Below are 16,700 nucleotides of genomic sequence, written 5' to 3'. Positions count from 1 at the left end.
TAAAATATTAAATGTATTAGTAAAAACAGCCATTTTTTAGCTTATTTGATTACTACAATAAAATCACTACACCAAGCGGTTGCGTGATTCGCCTTTATTAAATGCAGCAATATTTAAACTTACTTCATTAATTAAACGCACAATAGATTCGGTGCTTGCCCATGCTATATGTGGAGTAAGTAAAAGGTTATTACCTTTGTAATTAGCAAGTGGGTTTGAAAGCTCAGCAGGTTCTTTAGTTAGTACATCAACACCGGCTCCAGCAATTAGGTTTTGCTCAAGCGCTGTAGCTAAGTCGGATTCGTTAATAATTCCACCACGTGCTGTATTAATAATTATAGCACTTGGCTTCATCATTTTAAGCTCATTAAGTGCAATTAAATCACGTGTTTCATCTGTTAGAGGGCAGTGTACGCTGATTATATCGGCTGTTTTAATGACGTCTTCAAAAGGCGTACGACCGTCGCGACATTTAACACCTTTGCGCTCTGCAACAATAACATTTGCGCCAAATGCCTCAGCCACTTTAGCAACGCCTTTACCTAGCGTACCACCGCCTATAATGGCAAATGTTTTACCTTGTAAGTCGTTAAAGCTGTAATCGAGTATGCAAAACATTTCACTTTTTTGCCACGCGCCTTGCTGGCAATCCGCCTGATAGCGGTGGGTGTTACCCAGTAAGTTAGTAATTAAAGAAAACGTATGTTGAACAACAGAAGGTGTTGAATAGCCAGCTACATTAGTTACGGCAATACCAAATTCTTTAGCGGCTTCTAGATCAACATTATTAGTACCAGTTGCACTTACACAAATTAATTTAAGCTGTGTAAGTTTGCTAATAGTGTCGCGATTTAAAACGGCTTTATTAGTGATTAATACATCAGCACCTTGGCAATGTTCAATAACTTGCTCTGGGCTAGTAAGTTCATAAGTCGTTAATTTACCAAGTTGTTCAATACCAGTAAGAGACGTTTTAGCTAACGTTGCGTTATCAAGAATAGTAATGTTCATTATGAGCCCTAAAATAAGTGGATCTGAAAGAGTTAAAATCGTAAAAAGATGCCTACGATCCATCAAAAATCTAAAATACGAGCTTAAGGTACTACGAAAGAAAGGCTTTGTTAATGGTATTACTACCAAATGATTAGAGGGCTTTGTATTAGTGGTCTGCCCACTAGCAGATTGAGAACATGGTATTTTGCTAGACTGATCAGATTTTTGCACTTTTGAGCAAGCTCATGGTCATAGAAGGTAATTAAACTCGGCTTTAAAGCAAGTTGCTAAAAATAAAATCGCTTTTTTGGTTATTTCGCATTTTAGATTGGCTGAGTTATAATCGGATATAGACATAAACGGTGCGCTTTGGCGTACCGTTTTTTAACATTGTAGATGTAGTAATGAGTGAATTAGAAGATAAATACGCAGATATACGCCCATACAACGACGACGAAGTTGCGGCGTCGCTTACACGTTTAATTAACGATGATGCGTTTATTGATGTAATAGCAAAGTATAATTTACCGCGCTTTTTATCGGCAGTGCCTTTTATTGCGCGTCCAATGGTAAGAAGTCAGTTACGCAAAAAATGGGGCAAAGTAAGCACCGTTGAAGATGTGCAAAATGAAGTGGCACAATACTTAGATAAACTAGTGAAGCGCACCACATCAAAAGTTACCTTTTCTGGGTTAGAACAGTTAGATGCTAACCAGGCCTATTTATTTATTTCAAACCACAGAGACATAGTGCTTGATCCTGCATTAGTTAACTGGGGTTTATACCAACATAAAATGAAAACAGTGCGTATTGCTATTGGCGATAATTTATTGCAAATACCTTACATTACTGAGCTTATGCGTCTAAATAAAAGCTTTATAGTTAAGCGCTCTGCTAAAGCACCAAAAGAGATGTTAAAAGCACTGACTCAATTATCGTCATACATTTACGATTCTGTGGTCGGTGGAAATTCTATTTGGATTGCGCAAAAAGAAGGGCGTGCAAAAGACGGTTTTGATCAAACTGATCCTGCGCTTTTAAAAATGCTGCAATTAAATGGGCGTAAACAAAAGAAAGAGTTTGGCGATTATATTAAAGAGTTAAAAATAGTGCCTGTTTCTATTTCTTATCAATATGAGCCGTGTGCAATTGCTAAAGCCAAAGAGCTTTACCACAAGCAACATCATGGTGAGTACGTTAAATCGGCTGGTGAAGATATTGCGAGCATTGTTGAAGGCTTTAGTACTGCTAAAGGGCACGTGCATTTAGCATTTGGGCAACCAATTGAATCTAAATGTGATAGTGCTGAAGAGCTTGCTAAAACAATTGATAGGCAAATTGTTGATTCGTTTTATTTACACCCAGGCAATTACATCGCTGGTGGTTGTAAAGATGCGGTAATAGACTCTCCTGATACAGCGACATTTGAACAACGTTTAGCCTGTGTACCTGAAGAGTTAAAACCATTAGTGCTAGCTATGTACGCTAAGCCATTTCACCGTAAAACAGAGATAAATACTAATAGCTGTGAACATTAATACTCACAGCTCAATGAAACTAAGCAGCAATTAAATTGCTGCTTTTTTTTTTGCTCAAAAATAACGCTATACTAATACCTCCTCTTCAACTGGGCGGTACTTATGCATGCAACAAATTGAAATATTTGATATTCCAAGTCCTTGCAAGAGTATTTGCTTAGTTAATAACAGAGGGTATTGCAAAGGGTGTTATCGTAGTCGGGATGAACGCTTTTCGTGGAATACCTTAACCAACGACCAAAAAAAGAAGGTGCTTAGTTTGTGCCAGCAGCGCTACAAACGTTATCTTCAAAAAAAGCAGCAAAATGCAGTGCCAAGCACACAGGCGCAGCAGCAAGGGTTCGACTTTTAAAAGCTTAATCCATACTTGGCTCTTAGTGCGTACACAGTGCCATTGTTAGTTAAGTTAATTAATGACATTTTAAGCTTTTCTACCAAGTTTTCATTACGCTTATTTAAATAATGATAAAGCGGATAAGTATTCAGCACTTCTTTTACAAAGCAACCTTGAGGTGACGGGAGCTCATTGTTTTGCATTATAAAATTAATCATTAAAGCTCCCTGTACTTTTTTCTGAGCAAGCAAATTAAGTTGGGTATTCATGCTTTTAACTTTAATAATATTCCCTGCAAACTGTGTGCTTGCTAAATAATGTTCTTGGACAGGGTAGCCATCAACAATTGCGACGCTATCGAGCTGTTCTAAACTGCTAGGTAAACAGTTTTTATATAATACTAAGTCAAACTTAAATAGCTCATAATCGACCCTAATTAAGTTTTCGTAATTTTCTTCAACGCTTGCATCTCTTCCTAACTGCCCATCAAGTACGCCATTATTTGCAGCTAGCAAAGCATTTTGGTGGCTAAAATCGATTATATGTATTTTAAAACCGATATCTGCGTATGCTAACTTTAATAACTCTAAGGCATAATCAGCTTGTGGTGTGCTTTGCGGACGATTAAAAGTGAGGTTGTATTGATGACTAAAACAAGAGGCACTAAAAAATAAATTTACCAATAATAACAAGATACTAAAATGTCTATTCATTATCAGTTCCAATTACTACAGAAATAAATAAAATAAGACGCGTATAATAACAAGGAGATTACCTCTTGCCCAGTTTCGGGGTTAATCAAATAATTTTAAAAGCGAATGAGGAAGTATTGTGAGTTTTAATTTATGCCTATTGCCACGTGAAGAAAAATACCAAATTCAGTTAGATTATGAAGCGTCTTTTTGGGCGTATCAAATTAAGCGAAATAAAAAAACGAGAGAGCAAGTTTATAATACAATCCATAGCCGTCCAATGGCTGAACAAATGGTTTTGAAGCAAAAGTTTGAGCAATATTTAGCGCTAATGCTTAGCTAAGTGTTGATATAAAAATGTATATAGTTAAGTTGCTGGATGGGCTAAAAGTTCCACTCGTTAATAAATTTTATAAAAAATATAATGTAAGAGGGCGGGCTAATAAACAAGATAAGGTATGGGTTACTTACTATAATAATGAAATAGTTGCAGCATGTAGGCTGCAAGATAAAACAGAGTTCTTATTTTTATCTACCATGTTTGTTGCGCTGGAACATCGCGGTAAAGGTGTTGCTAAACAGCTATTATCAACACTCTTAAAGTCGCAAGATAAGATGATTAATACCTTCGCATATAAAAACGTAGTTGATTTATATTGTGCTATTGGTTTTAACCAAGTGTTAACATATACTCTTGCTTTACAAGTACTTTTTGATACTTACAAACATCGAAATATAGTCGCTCTAGAGTACCCATAATAATAAATAATAATATGGAATAAGCATGAGTAAATGCGTTAATGGGATCATTAGTTGCTTTGTAGTTTTAATAACTATCCTAAGTTGCCAAGTAGGCGCACAAGTAAAACGTTTATCTCCAAGCGAAGGCTTATCGCAAAGCTACGTTAATACAATGCTTATCGACACTAATGGTTACCTTTGGCTTTCTACTGAGGCTGGGCTTAATCGTTATGATGGCTATCAAGTTATTCCAATAAACGGCCCTAATGGTGAATTAGAAGAAGCGATCATTGATCGTATTTACCAAGACCCTCAAGGGCACATTTGGATAGCCTCTTTACTTGCAGGCCTATTTAGATACGACCCCGTAACAGATTCATATCAGCAATTCCTAGAAAAACCTACCAGTGAAGAAGAGATTATCAATCAGTCTGTGTTTAGTATGGTGGCCGTTGATAAAAAAACACTTTGGATTGGCCGAGGCCGCGATTTTGCAAAGCTTGATATCGCAACCGGAAAAATAACAACTATTTTTGAGCTGCCTGCTAAATATAAAAATACTCTTGTGAGAAAGCTGTTTGCTTACAATGGTTATATATTTATAGGTACAAGCCATGGCGCATACGTATTTGATATTGCCACAGAGCAAGTTAGACCCCTGCAGCATTTAAAAGGTGAAGCTGAGCATATTTACCAAAATAATGTTAAGTCTTTCGCATTAGGTGAAAATAAACAACTATTAGTCGGGGCGGTACAAGGCTTATACGAAGTTGATATTAGTAATTTATCAAAAATGTTTGAACGCCCAGATTTACCTTTTAAAAGTAAAGTATTACTAAGTGACCTAAATGTTTGGAGCATAGTAAACGAACACGGAACAATAGATTTAGCTACCGACAAAGGCTTGTTTAAATTTGATTTAAACACCGGGGAGATGATTAAAAACACTCGAATAGCCCAAAGTAAGTACACACTTGCCGATACCAGTATTATTGATATGGCAAAAGATAAATCGGGTGGTACGTGGGTTGCGACTAAGACTGATGGTGCGTTTTATTTATCTCATGACAGCTATCATTTTAATAATGTCGATGGCACTTTGCTCGGGGGGGATGGTTTATCGCATCACTCTATCTGGGGGATTACCGAATATAAAGACAAGCTTTGGCTTGCAACGCATAACGGTATTACCGAGGTTGATTTAAAAACAAATATTGGTAAAGCTTATTTAAAAGATTACAAAGTTGACTTACTCACCACTGAGTTTACCGTATATGAAATAACGCCTTATAAAAATAATTTATGGCTTTATACGAACCGTGGTTTGTTTATTTTTGACCCTGTAACGCATCAAGTTAGCGAACCTAAAGTGCATAACCCTGCTAATCAGGAGTTAATTACCGGTAGGGTGCATGGCGTAACACTAATGCCAAATGGCGATCTATACTTTGTACACTCAGATCATGGGGTATTTATATACAATATAGATTCTCAAGTAATAACGCGTTTGGGTGGCCAGTTTGATCAGTTTGAACCATTTTTAGCTCATGGCTTTTTACCTGCGCTGAGCAATAAACCAGATTCACCATTATTTTTTAATGCCGGTATTTTATACCAAGTAAACCCAAGTGATTTAGCACTTAAAATGATTTATAAAGTGCCAAAACAGCATGAAAACGTAGCCATTAGTGTGCTTTCTTACTTAATAGATAACAACAATATATTGTGGATATCACTTTCTAATTTCGGCTTAATAGGCCTTGACGCATCTACCTATCAATTAGTCCATACAATTGATTTAGAAAGGAATAAATTAGGCACTCTGCTATACGATATGGTGCTAGATGATGATGGCATGATCTGGATGAGTAGCCATAAAGGCATTTGGCGATTAAACCCAGAAACACTTCATTTTCAGCAATTTTCTACATCAGAAGGGCTACTCTCTGCTGAGTTTAATAGCAACGCCATGGCACAGCTCAAAGATGGCCATATTGCGTATGGTAGCTTAAAAGGTTTTACTTATTTTCATCCAATGGAAAACCAAAACTATCAGTCGCTTATTGATCACGTAAATATTACGCGAGTTGATTTAATGTCACGAGATTTATCGCTTGATTTAAAACAACCGCTCAACGAGGTTGTGTTAAACCATGATGATATAGGGCTTGAAGTTGCATTTTCGGCCATGGCATTTAGTAATCAAGAACGCATCATTTATGAGTATCAACTCGATAACGGACAAAAAAGTTATACCCGAAATAACAACCGTGTATTGTTTCCAAAATTGAATCCAGGTAATTATCAATTAAAAGTTTGGGCTAAAGACCCCCTGACTGGCGAATATACCTCGCCTGCTATTTTAAAAATAAAAGTAAAGTATCCGCTTTGGCGTGCACCTTATTTTATGGTGCTTTACGGCATGCTGTTTATTGGCTTTGTTGCTATGTGGGTTATGCGCCGTAATAAAATTCAGCGTATTTTATTGGCAGCAAATAAAGAAAGTAAAGAAAGCGAAGCCCGTCTAAAGCTAGCGCTTGAAGGTAGCGAATCGGGTGTTTGGGATTGGGAATCAAGCAATCCAAGTATTTATCAACCTCGCTTAGCGAGTGAGTTAGGCTACGAAAATGAAACCGTGAGCCTTGATGAATATTTATCTAAAATTCATCCGCAAGACAAACAGCTATTTCGCTTAGAGTGGCTTGAGTTTTTATCTACCGATAAAGGTTACTTTAATTGCACCTACCGCCTGCGCCATGCAAAAGGCTATTGGCGCTGGTATAAGGATTTTGGAAAAGTAGTTGAGTGGGATGATAAAACGCCACAAAAAGTAGCGGGTACCTACACAAATATGACCCGTGAGATGGTGTTTGAAGAACACGCTTTACTATTTACGGCAGCATTTGAGCAAACACGTGATTGGGTGTTTATCCTCGATAAAAATTTAAATATTCGGGCTTCTAATAAATCACTGCAAACTGCCTTTAATTTCTCTGCTGAGTCGTTATCTAGTCGAGCATTAAATTTAGGTATATCGCGCAGCAATCGTTTTGATTATTTACGCATAATGCAAAAGCTATCTATTGGAGAACACTTTTCGTGTGAAGACAGTGTAGTTTTAGCAAGTGGTGAGTCGCGTCATGTACTTGTGAAAATAAGTGCAGTGGCCGATAACGAACAGCGCCTTAATAGTTATGTCATTATTTTAACCGATATAAACGCACAAAAATCAGCCGAAAACGAGCTGCACTTATTGGCCAACTACGATGCCTTAACAGGGTTGCCAAATCGTACGTTATTTAATGACCGCGTTGAACACGCCCTTGAGCAAGCAAAATTTCACGAATGTAAAGTCGCTTTATTACATATAAATATTAAGCGTTTTAAATACTTTAATGACTCTTTGGGGCATGCAGTTGCTGATGAGCTAATTAAAGAAGTTGCTGAGCGTTTAAAATGCTCCTTGCGTCCATCTGATAGTGTTGCTCGATTTGGTGGCGATGAATTTGTAGTACTGGTGGAAGATATTCAGCAAATCGAACAAGTACTCATTATATGCACTAAGTTGATGGATTGTGTGAATCAAAATATTACGATTAATGGCCAAGTTGTAAACGTTAATTTAAGTATTGGTGTGTCTATATCACCAGATGATGCACAGCAAGGCTCTGCGCTTTTAAAAGCTGCGAGTATAGCGTTATATCATGCAAAAGACTCTTTAGAGGGGCGTTATCAGTTTTATAAGCAAGAGATGAATCAGCATGTTCAAAGAGCGCTGCATCTTGAGTCTCAGCTAACTAAAGCGTATCAAGAAGAAGAATTTTGTAATTACTACCAGCCTATCATTAACGCTGAAAGTCAAAAAACAGAAGGCTTTGAAGTACTGCTGCGTTGGCCTGAAAATAAGCTTGTGCAAACTCAAGAATTTTCGGTGGCAGCAGAAGGTATAGGCCTAATTACAAAAATTATGCTGCAGACTTTTGCGCGCGCTTTATTAGAGCTAAAAAAGTGGCGAAAAGCCTCACCTAGCCTGTATTTATCTATTAATTTATCGGCTCTTGATTTTGAGTTTAAAGACCTTGTTCCTGAAATTAAAAAAGCGTTAAGTAATTCAGGAGTATCGTCTGAGGCAATTGTTTTTGAAATAACCGAATCAATATTAATGCGTGATTCAAAAGAAGCGCTACACAGCATGGAACAACTTAAAAAGTTGGGCTGTAGATTGTATATGGATGATTTTGGTACGGGTTACGCATCGCTTACTTATTTAAAGCGTTTTCCTATTGATGTATTAAAAATAGATCGAAGCTTTGTACAAGACATAGGCATAGATTCTGACGATGAAGCTATTATTCAATCAATACTCGCGCTTGCAGATAGTTTAGGTAAAGAATGTGTAGCTGAAGGCGTAGAAAGCTCGCACCAACTCGCCTTTTTAAAGGCGCGAGGATGCATGCATTTTCAAGGGTACTTATTTAGTAAACCGGTACCTAATACCGAAGTACTACCGCTTATTAATCGCAATTGGAGTGATATATTTAATTAATAATAGCAGTACTTATTTAAGGCCTTTTACCGCAGTGCCTGCAAAACAAATGGCTATTATGCTCATTCAACTGCGTTTTAATGGCCTTATTAGCTTCTAGTTTACTCAAGCCTAATTTATAGCGTAGTTCTTCTAGGTGTTCTTGTTGAGTATCATTAAGAGTGCCATCTTGAATTTGTTCATGTACGGCATCTTCAAAAAATTGGCGGCGTTTACGTATTTGTTCTGAAAAACTAGACGCCAGTAAACCGGTAGGTATTGCAACCATTCCCATGCTCAGTAGTGTGATAACCCCGCCGAAAAACTTACCCAATGGCGTTATAGGTACTACATCGCCATAACCAACGGTTGTTAATGTTGCCATTGCCCACCACATAGCCGCGGGAATAGAGCCAAATTTATCGGGTTGTATGTCGTGCTCAATTAAGTAAATTCCGCATGAAGCTAAAATAAGCACGACGGCCATAATAAAAAAAGCAGCCATTAATGAACTACCTTCATCGTTAAAGGCTTTTAAAAGTAGCTGCATGGCGCGTGAGTAGCGAGTGAGTTTAAATACCCTTAATAGTCGGAGCACGCGTAAAAAACGTAAATCGAGAGGAAATAAAAACATCATTAAGCTTGGTAAAATCGCAATTAAATCAACAATTGCCAAAGGAGAGAAAAAATAGCTAAGCCGACGTTTGGTATGAGACCCTTCCATTGCTGCATATTGTGTTTTATCTACGCAAGCCCAAAGCCTGGCTAAGTACTCAATAGCAAAAATAGCGACCGAGACAATTTCTAAAACTAAGAATTCGTTGTAATACTGCTCTGCCACACTTGGGATTGACTCAATAACAATGGCTACAACGTTGATCATTATTAAGCTAATGAGTGCAATATCAAGAATATGTCCCGCTCGATGGTACTGGCCTGTGCCTTCAAACAGGCAAGCCATTTTTTGTCTTAAAGTGTGTGGTTCATTCATTATTTAAGTTTAAGTACCATGTTAATACTGCCTTCTTCAAAGTCGCGACTAATTTTAAAACCTAACTTACGGGCAAGCTCAATCATCCCTGTATTCTCTGGTAAGGTTATGCCTTCAATCGATTCCACACCTTGACGTTTACAGTGGTTAATTGCTGCACTCATTAATATGCGACCAAGCCCTAAACCTTGGCAATCTGAGCGTACTACAATGGCAAACTCAGCATGCAGGTTATCGGGGTCCATAATGACGCGAGACACACCTAATGTGCGAGTTTTACCTTCAAAGCGTTGGCAAACAATAAACGCCATTTCACGGTCGTAATCAATTTGCGTCATTTTAGCGAGTTGATCGTGGTTAAACTGTGGTAGTTCGCCAAAAAAGCGTTTATATCTGTCTTCTTTATTAAGTGACTCGTCAAATGCTTTATGAGCTTGTTCATCTTCTGGCTTTATTGGCCTGAGCGTAGCTTGGGTGTTGTTTTTAAGTGTTACCACTTCAACAAGTTCAATAGGGTAGGGACGAATAGATAAGCGCTTACGATTGCTCTGAGTTTGATAGCGGCTAAGTGTCATGGTGGCATCGAGCACTAAAAACTGTCCATTACTGGCAAGTATAGGATTAAGTTCCATTGAGCTTATGTCAGGTTGATCAATAACTAACTGAGAAATACGCGTTAGCAGTGCACACAAACGATACTTATCAACTTTTTCGGGTAATATGCGCTCCTTTAGTACGCCTTTATCGTGCGCTGCGGCAATTAAATACTTTGCTAAGTTCATATTTAGTGGAGGCAGAGCAACAGCGGCTTGCGCATATTCAAGGCCGGTTCCTGCTTCACCTAATAATATAACAGGACCAAAATTAGGCTCGGTTTTAATCGCAATTCGCAGCTCATTTGCGCCTGCTCGCGGCGCCATTTTTTGTAATGAAAACCCTTCAATAACAGCATCCGGATAAGTGTTTTTAATACGGATAAGCATTGCAAAAGCGGTTTGTTCAACCTCGTTGGCGTCGTTTAAGTTAAGCACCACACCACCTACTTCAGACTTTGAAGCAATACTTGGGCTAATAAGTTTTAACGCGACCGGAAAACCAAGTTCTATGGCTTGCTCTCTGGCTTCTGTTGGGGTGTAAGCCACCTCAGTTTGAATGCATGTAATACCATAGTGATTTAATACTTGGCTTGCCTGATGGGTAGGTAAGTAGCTTTGTCCGTCATCTAAAAACTCATTAATAAGCGCTTTAGCTGCTACTTTATTTATTTTTGCGTCATCTGTATTCGACTCAGGTGTTTGCGTTAAATGCTTTTGGTTACGGCGATACGTTACCAAGTGCATAAACGCGCCAACAGCACCCTCTGGTGTTCTATAAGTTGGTATTGCGTTGTTTGAGCACACTTTTCTGGCGGCGTAAGATGCGTCTTCACCCATAAAATTAGTTATAACGTAAGGGCGTGCCATTTTGGGTAATGTTTGTAAGGTTTCTACAATAATGTTGGCGTAGTCTTCGCTGGGTGCAAGCGCTGAGGGAGTATGGATAATCAGTAAGTTTTTAACTTCTTTTGCGTGCAGTAAAATTTCTAATGCTTGCTTATAACGCGCAGGTGCTGAGTCGCCAAAAATATCCACAGGGTTTGAGGTGGTTTCTGATTGCGGAATTACTTTATTTAGCGCATTTCGGGTTTCAGCGCTCAACTCGGCTAATTTACCGGAGCTTTGAATTAGCTCATCAACGGCCATAACACCCGGGCCGCCACCATTAGTTAAAATTGTCAGTTGCTCTACTTTTAATAATTTTGGATGCATGGCGAGTGTTTGTGTTGCTGCAAATAGCTCTCGTAAATCATTTACGCGCAGCATACCCGCTCGTTGAAATAACGCATCGTAAACAGCATCAGAGCTTTGCTTTCCGCCGGTGTGAATTTCGGCTGCAAGTGCGCCTGCACTTGTTTTACCTGTTTTAATCGCAATTACAGGTTTACTAAAGGCAGCAGCTCTTGCTGCTGATATAAAGCCACGAATATCTTCAATGTTATCAATGTAGAGTAAAATAGCTTTGGTTTTAGCATCACGACCTAAAAAGTCGAGTAGTTCATTAAAGTTTATATCAAGGCAATCACCTACCGATACAAAATATGAAAATCCAATTTCTTTGTTTTTAGCCCAATCTAAAATGGTTGAGCATACTGCTGCTGATTGCGATACAAATGCAATTTTACCTGGGCTTGCTACTGTATGTGAAAAGCTCGCATTTAAACCAATATGAGGGATCAGCAAGCCCAAACAATTGGGTCCAAGCAAAGTAACCAGCTTGGCTTGAGCGCATGCTTTAAGTGCGCTTTTTTGCTCTCCAGAAAGCCCATCTGCAATAACAATAGCCGTTTTACAGCCAAGCTCTCCAAGCTGCTCAATAATATCAATTAAGGTATTTTTGTTAGTACAAATAACAGCAAGGTCGGGTACTTTTGGTAAGTCAGCAATAGAGGGGTAAGCAAGTACGCCATGTACTGCGCTATGGCTTGGAGTAACGGGCATTATCGGCCCTTTAAAACCGCCTTGAAGTAAGTTGCGCATAACCACAAAACCAGCACGAGTTGATATATTAGAGGCACCAATAACGGCCACTGAGCTTGGGTTAAAAAACTGGGTAATGCGCTTAAGGCTCATGGTTTTTCCTAGGCTGATTAAATTTTGCGTTATTTATAGTCTCAATGTACCCTGTTTACTGTGTTATTTCGAGCGTCTAGATACTTATTATTGATATCAATCAAGGAGATTATTGTGAATAAAACCCCCGGTTTTTACATTGTTATAGCGGCTATTTGTTTAAGTATAGGCTTAATTAGCTTAGGGTTTATTTTAAAGAGCACAGCTCTCAGTGTAAAAAAGATGGAGCGTACTGTGCAGGTTAAGGGATTGGCCGAGCGAGAAGTTATAGCCGATACGGTAATTTGGCCTCTGCAATTTAGTGATGCCGACAATAATCTTGAAAAATTAGTCAGCCGAGTTGAGAAAAAAAATGATGCTGTAACTGCTTTCTTAAAACTCCATGGTTTTGACGACGATGAAATAACAATAGGCAGCCAGTCAGTTATTGATAAGCAAGCACGTGAATACAGTAATGAAAATCAGCAATTTAGATACATAGTGCGTTCAAATATTATTGTTTATTCTGATGCGCCAGATAAAGTGCAAAACGCGCTGAGTAAAGTAAGCCAGCTTGCTAAACAAGATATCGCGATAGTGCAAGACAGCTACGAAACAAAAGTTGAATACATTTTTACAGGCCTCAATGATGTAAAACCTGCGATGGTGCAAGAAGCAACTGAAAAAGCGCGTGAAGTCGCTAATAAATTTGCTAAAGACTCTAATTCAAAATTAGGCAAAATAAAAACAGCTCGCCAAGGGCAATTTAGTATCAGTAATCGAGATTCAAACACACCGCAAATAAAAAATATAAGAGTGGTAACCAGTGTTGAATATTATTTAAATGACTAGGGCCTGTTGACCTTTCAGGATTAAAATTTGTTCAATCTAGGGGCGATTTAATCGCGGCGTGAGGTTTGTAACCTAGCGGGCTAAGTAAAAACCGAGCAAAGCTTCCGCGTCCTGCTCACGCCCCTTACCTACATCCATGTAGGCAACAAAGAGTAAATTGCCCCTAGGCAGAACCCTTCGGGCAGCGCATGTTTGGCATTTATTCCACGTTATCGCCTATTTATGGGGAATAACCACACTGCATAGGCTCTGCCTTGCCTAAATACCAAACATACTGCTGCAAATTTAACCTCGAAAGATAAACAGGCCCTAGGAAATAATATGTCAGAGTCTAAATATGGTCAGTTTGTACTGGCGCCCCGTTCGTATTTTTTTACTGCTATAGCGAGCGTGGTGTTTGCGTTTATTGGCTTTAGTTATAATGCATGGCGAATGGAGGCAAGTGAAGAGAACAACAATACACGCATTGCTAGCTTTCAAATATTACAAGAACTAGCCGAGCTTGAGCTTATTGTATTTGCGGCACATTACGATAATAACAAAATAGATGGCAGCCCTAGAAAAGGCTGGGTTAAAGTTAACTTAATTCATGACTTAAGCTACTTAGCCGTTGATAAAGTACATTTAAAAACAAAAGACTTACAAAAGGTCTGGCAAACAAATTGGCCAAATATGATTGATCAGCAAAGTGCTGCGCAATCTATTACACATGCCATAGACAGTGTGCGTACAGAAGTTGTGAGTGAATTAAAGCGCCTTGATTAAGTGAGCAACTTGCGCCGTTGAGCGTTGCAAGTAAGCGGCGCTCAGTAAAATTGTGGTCTCGTTAACTTTTTGCCCTTTTAGTACGTTGGCAAGCTGCTGTTTTGCGTTAGGATTTTGTTTTTGCTCTATTTCCATTAATGCTAACAAAGCTGAAAATTCATGCTTTACCGGTGTGCTCGATTTATTTGCATAGGCAATGTAGCAGGCAACTGGTGTTAATCCGTGAGAGTTGGGCTGCGCCAACGCTTTAACTAAGTCATCATTTGATTCAAACAACATTAAAGAGCGTACATAGTTAAATGGCAGCTTTGTAGCATCGGCATGCTTAAACACATTGTGCAGTACGTTATTTCCTTGAGTATCTTGTACTAAAAAGCCTTTATTTACTCTCAGCGCTGGGGTAAAAAAGCTCAATGCGTCAATATTAGTGAGTTGGTTAATAAATAGAGAAGGTGCTGTATTAGTACTTAATATATGGATTGCTATGTTTTGCATAAAGTCATACTTAACACTCAACCGTTGGGCGCTGTCATATAAATGGTTAAGCTGCAAAGTTTGCTGAGCAGGACTTAACTGCCTAAAGTCGTTATCGAGTTCATTTAACTGTTGCTTTGAAATACGCGCATTAAGTAGTTGTATGCTTAAATCCATTATTATTTCCAAAATCTTTTTTGATACTATAAAACAAAAAAGGCCGCAAATGCGACCTTTCATATTTAAAGCAATTGTTTAAATTGGTTTTAAGCCTTTTTGCTTGCTACCCATTCATTAACAAAGTTTTCTAGTACATTAAGTGGTACAGGACCATTTTTAAGCACTACGTCGTGGAACTGGCGAATATCAAATTTATCACCAAGTTGCTTTTTAGCCTCTTCACGAAGCTCTAAAATCTTAAGCATACCCACTTTATAAGCTGTTGCTTGTGAAGGCATTACAATGTGACGCTCAACCATTTTAACACCGTCAGATGTTGCATTAGGCGTGTTATTTACGTAGTAATCAATACCTTCTTGGCGAGTCCACTTCATTGCGTGAATACCCGTATCAACCACTAGACGACATGCGCGCCATAGCTCCATTGAAAGACGACCAAAATCTGAGTAAGGGTCTGAGTACATGCCCATTTCTTTAGGAATGAACTCTGAGTATAAACCCCAGCCTTCAATATACGCTGTGTAGCCACCAAATTTACGGAATTTAGGAATACCTTCTAGCTCTTGCGAAATAGCTATTTGCATGTGGTGTCCCGGAATACCTTCATGGTATGCCAGTGCTTCCATTTGATACGTTGGCATTGCTTCCATATCGTAAAGGTTAGCGTAGTAAACACCTGGGCGTGACCCATCTGGAGCCGGCTGTTGGTAAAATGCTTTACCTGCTGCTTTTTCACGGAATGCTTCAACCGCTTTTACTTTTAAACCTGCTTTTGGTTTAACAATGAATAACTCATCTAAACGCGTTTTCATTGTATCAATAAGCCCAGTGGCTTCATCAAGGTAGCGTTGTTTACCTTGTGCATCATTAGGGTAGTAAAATTGCTTGTCAGTTTTCATAAACTGCATAAACGCTTTTAAGTCGCCTTTAAAGCCAACTTTATCTTTAATTTCACGCATTTCATCATGAATACGTGTCACTTCAGATAGACCAATTGCATGAATTTCTTTAGCCGTTAAATCTGTTGTAGTTGTGCGCTTAAGTGCGTTGTTATAAAACGCTTCGCCATCAGGTAATTTCCATGCGCCATCGCGATCATCTGCGCGTTTTTCAAGCTGTGCAAGGTAATTAATTAGTTTAGAGTAAGATGGTTTAACAGCCGATTTTAATGCATCTGATGCATCGCTGATTAACGAGTCTTTTTCGTCTTGGCTAATTTCAAGCGCTGTTACTTTACGTTTAAAGTCAGCAAGCAATGTAGAATCATCGCCTTTTTCAAACGGTGCACCGTGAATAATGTTTTTGCTTGAATCAATAACATGCGGGAATACAAATTTAGGGGCAATGATGCCTTTTTCTGCACGTACAGTTAAATCATCGATAAGCTGATCAATAACACCAGTTACACCATTTAAACGTGAAATGTAGTCTTTAGCTTCTTTTACATTACTAATTGAGTGCTGATTAATTAAAAACGCAGGGATCATAGAATGCGTACCAAACATTTGGTTCACAGGGTAATTATGGTAGCGCCATTTAAAGTCAGCAATTGAGCTTTCAAGATCTTGTTTTTTTAAGTCGTAGCTAACTTTTGTTGCATCATCTAATAAATCACGGCTGATTGCTTTTAGTGCAACTAGGTCAGCTTTTGTTTGCGCTAAATCTTTAAGCTGTCTTTCTTCGCTGCCATCATCCCACTTATCGTAATCTTGCTTAATACCCATGTATGTTTGATATACAGGACTGCTCATTACGTCGCGGTTAAATGTATCTTCAAAAAATGCATTGGCTTTGTCTATTTCACTTTGTTGTGATTGAACTGCTTGTGCAATAGGAGCTGAAGTCGCTTGTTGTGTTGTTTGCTGGCAACCAGCAAGTAGTGCAACGCTTACTGCGGCCGCAATAAAAGTAAGTTTACGCATTGTTTTCCCTTTTGTTGTTAGAAACCCATTAGGGTATTTTATATT

Annotated in this window: 13 protein-coding genes; 7 read left to right on the top strand and 6 right to left on the bottom strand. The window is 38.6% G+C overall.

Annotation, left to right across the window (positions count from 1 at the left end; all coding sequences use genetic code 11):
* Positions 1-66: 66 nt before the first annotated feature.
* A complete protein-coding gene (locus tag I6E82_RS13340) occupies positions 67-1,011 on the bottom strand; it encodes a D-2-hydroxyacid dehydrogenase (protein WP_007586942.1) in 945 nt (314 codons plus the stop codon).
* A 386-nt stretch (positions 1,012-1,397) separates the two neighbouring features.
* Between I6E82_RS13340 and I6E82_RS13335 the strand changes: the two genes are divergently transcribed.
* Positions 1,398-2,531, top strand: coding sequence for a 1-acyl-sn-glycerol-3-phosphate acyltransferase (locus tag I6E82_RS13335; protein WP_024590668.1), 1,134 nt, complete (start codon positions 1,398-1,400; stop codon positions 2,529-2,531).
* Positions 2,532-2,637: 106 nt separating this feature from the next.
* Positions 2,638-2,883: a DUF1289 domain-containing protein gene (locus I6E82_RS13330; RefSeq protein ID WP_007586940.1), complete on the top strand. Its 246-nt coding sequence runs from the start codon at positions 2,638-2,640 to the stop codon at positions 2,881-2,883.
* On the opposite strand, the gene I6E82_RS13325 is transcribed toward I6E82_RS13330, so the two are convergent.
* Positions 2,880-3,578 carry a substrate-binding periplasmic protein gene (locus tag I6E82_RS13325; RefSeq protein ID WP_007586939.1) on the bottom strand — a complete coding sequence of 233 codons (699 nt, stop codon included), beginning with the start codon at positions 3,576-3,578 and terminating at the stop codon, positions 2,880-2,882. The genes I6E82_RS13330 and I6E82_RS13325 overlap by 4 nt on opposite strands.
* A 118-nt stretch (positions 3,579-3,696) precedes the next feature.
* On the opposite strand from I6E82_RS13325, the gene I6E82_RS13320 reads away from it, so the two are divergent.
* From I6E82_RS13320 to I6E82_RS13310, 3 genes are read left to right on the top strand one after another with little or no spacing between them, the layout of a single operon-like run.
* Complete coding sequence (locus I6E82_RS13320) at positions 3,697-3,900, top strand: DUF3283 family protein (RefSeq protein WP_002962585.1); 204 nt, start codon at positions 3,697-3,699, stop codon at positions 3,898-3,900.
* A gap of 14 nt (positions 3,901-3,914) precedes the next feature.
* The gene (locus I6E82_RS13315) at positions 3,915-4,316 is read left to right on the top strand and encodes a GNAT family N-acetyltransferase (RefSeq protein ID WP_197118079.1); all 402 of its coding nucleotides are present in this window, start codon (positions 3,915-3,917) and stop codon (positions 4,314-4,316) included.
* A 25-nt stretch (positions 4,317-4,341) separates the two neighbouring features.
* Complete coding sequence (locus I6E82_RS13310; RefSeq protein ID WP_197118078.1) at positions 4,342-8,844, top strand: EAL domain-containing protein; 4,503 nt, start codon at positions 4,342-4,344, stop codon at positions 8,842-8,844.
* A 16-nt stretch (positions 8,845-8,860) separates the two neighbouring features.
* Here I6E82_RS13310 and I6E82_RS13305 read toward each other — a convergent pair whose 3' ends face one another.
* Both I6E82_RS13305 and I6E82_RS13300 read right to left on the bottom strand, forming a co-directional pair.
* Positions 8,861-9,814, bottom strand: coding sequence for an ion transporter (locus I6E82_RS13305; protein WP_024590672.1), 954 nt, complete (start codon positions 9,812-9,814; stop codon positions 8,861-8,863).
* Entirely contained in the window at positions 9,814-12,483 is a 2,670-nt protein-coding gene (locus I6E82_RS13300; protein WP_197118077.1) for a bifunctional acetate--CoA ligase family protein/GNAT family N-acetyltransferase, read from the bottom strand. The genes I6E82_RS13305 and I6E82_RS13300 overlap by 1 nt, the downstream gene beginning before the upstream one ends.
* Positions 12,484-12,597: 114 nt before the next feature.
* Here I6E82_RS13300 and I6E82_RS13295 point away from each other — a divergent pair, with 114 nt between their 5' ends.
* Together I6E82_RS13295 and I6E82_RS13290 are read left to right on the top strand one after the other, a co-directional pair.
* A complete protein-coding gene (locus I6E82_RS13295; protein WP_197118076.1) occupies positions 12,598-13,314 on the top strand; it encodes an SIMPL domain-containing protein in 717 nt (238 codons plus the stop codon).
* A gap of 321 nt (positions 13,315-13,635) precedes the next feature.
* Positions 13,636-14,079 carry a hypothetical protein gene (locus I6E82_RS13290; RefSeq protein ID WP_197102160.1) on the top strand — a complete coding sequence of 148 codons (444 nt, stop codon included), beginning with the start codon at positions 13,636-13,638 and terminating at the stop codon, positions 14,077-14,079.
* Here the strand turns inward: I6E82_RS13290 and I6E82_RS13285 are convergent.
* Entirely contained in the window at positions 14,062-14,730 is a 669-nt protein-coding gene (locus I6E82_RS13285) for a hypothetical protein (RefSeq protein WP_197118075.1), read from the bottom strand. The genes I6E82_RS13290 and I6E82_RS13285 overlap by 18 nt on opposite strands.
* Before the next feature lie 89 nt (positions 14,731-14,819).
* Positions 14,820-16,655 carry a DUF885 domain-containing protein gene (locus I6E82_RS13280; RefSeq protein ID WP_197118074.1) on the bottom strand — a complete coding sequence of 612 codons (1,836 nt, stop codon included), beginning with the start codon at positions 16,653-16,655 and terminating at the stop codon, positions 14,820-14,822.
* Positions 16,656-16,700: the final 45 nt, after the last annotated feature.

Source organism: Pseudoalteromonas sp. NZS11, from assembly GCF_015864765.1.
In the GTDB taxonomy this organism is placed as follows: Bacteria; Pseudomonadota; Gammaproteobacteria; order Enterobacterales; family Alteromonadaceae; genus Pseudoalteromonas; species Pseudoalteromonas arctica.
The sequence above is the reverse complement of the archived record's forward strand: the minus strand, read 5'-3'. Positions and strand labels throughout refer to the sequence as shown.

What these genes read in the sequence shown, in the direction of transcription:
- I6E82_RS13340 (WP_007586942.1), bottom strand. Translation starts at nt 1,011, where the DNA reads ATGAACATTACTATTCTTGATAACGCAACGTTAGCTAAAACGTCTCTT.
- I6E82_RS13305 (WP_024590672.1), bottom strand. Translation starts at nt 9,814, where the DNA reads ATGAATGAACCACACACTTTAAGACAAAAAATGGCTTGCCTGTTTGAA.
- I6E82_RS13310 (WP_197118078.1), top strand. Translation starts at nt 4,342, where the DNA reads ATGAGTAAATGCGTTAATGGGATCATTAGTTGCTTTGTAGTTTTAATA.
- I6E82_RS13290 (WP_197102160.1), top strand. Translation starts at nt 13,636, where the DNA reads ATGTCAGAGTCTAAATATGGTCAGTTTGTACTGGCGCCCCGTTCGTAT.
- I6E82_RS13280 (WP_197118074.1), bottom strand. Translation starts at nt 16,655, where the DNA reads ATGCGTAAACTTACTTTTATTGCGGCCGCAGTAAGCGTTGCACTACTT.
- I6E82_RS13300 (WP_197118077.1), bottom strand. Translation starts at nt 12,483, where the DNA reads ATGAGCCTTAAGCGCATTACCCAGTTTTTTAACCCAAGCTCAGTGGCC.
- I6E82_RS13315 (WP_197118079.1), top strand. Translation starts at nt 3,915, where the DNA reads ATGTATATAGTTAAGTTGCTGGATGGGCTAAAAGTTCCACTCGTTAAT.
- I6E82_RS13285 (WP_197118075.1), bottom strand. Translation starts at nt 14,730, where the DNA reads ATGGATTTAAGCATACAACTACTTAATGCGCGTATTTCAAAGCAACAG.
- I6E82_RS13335 (WP_024590668.1), top strand. Translation starts at nt 1,398, where the DNA reads ATGAGTGAATTAGAAGATAAATACGCAGATATACGCCCATACAACGAC.
- I6E82_RS13325 (WP_007586939.1), bottom strand. Translation starts at nt 3,578, where the DNA reads ATGAATAGACATTTTAGTATCTTGTTATTATTGGTAAATTTATTTTTT.
- I6E82_RS13330 (WP_007586940.1), top strand. Translation starts at nt 2,638, where the DNA reads ATGCAACAAATTGAAATATTTGATATTCCAAGTCCTTGCAAGAGTATT.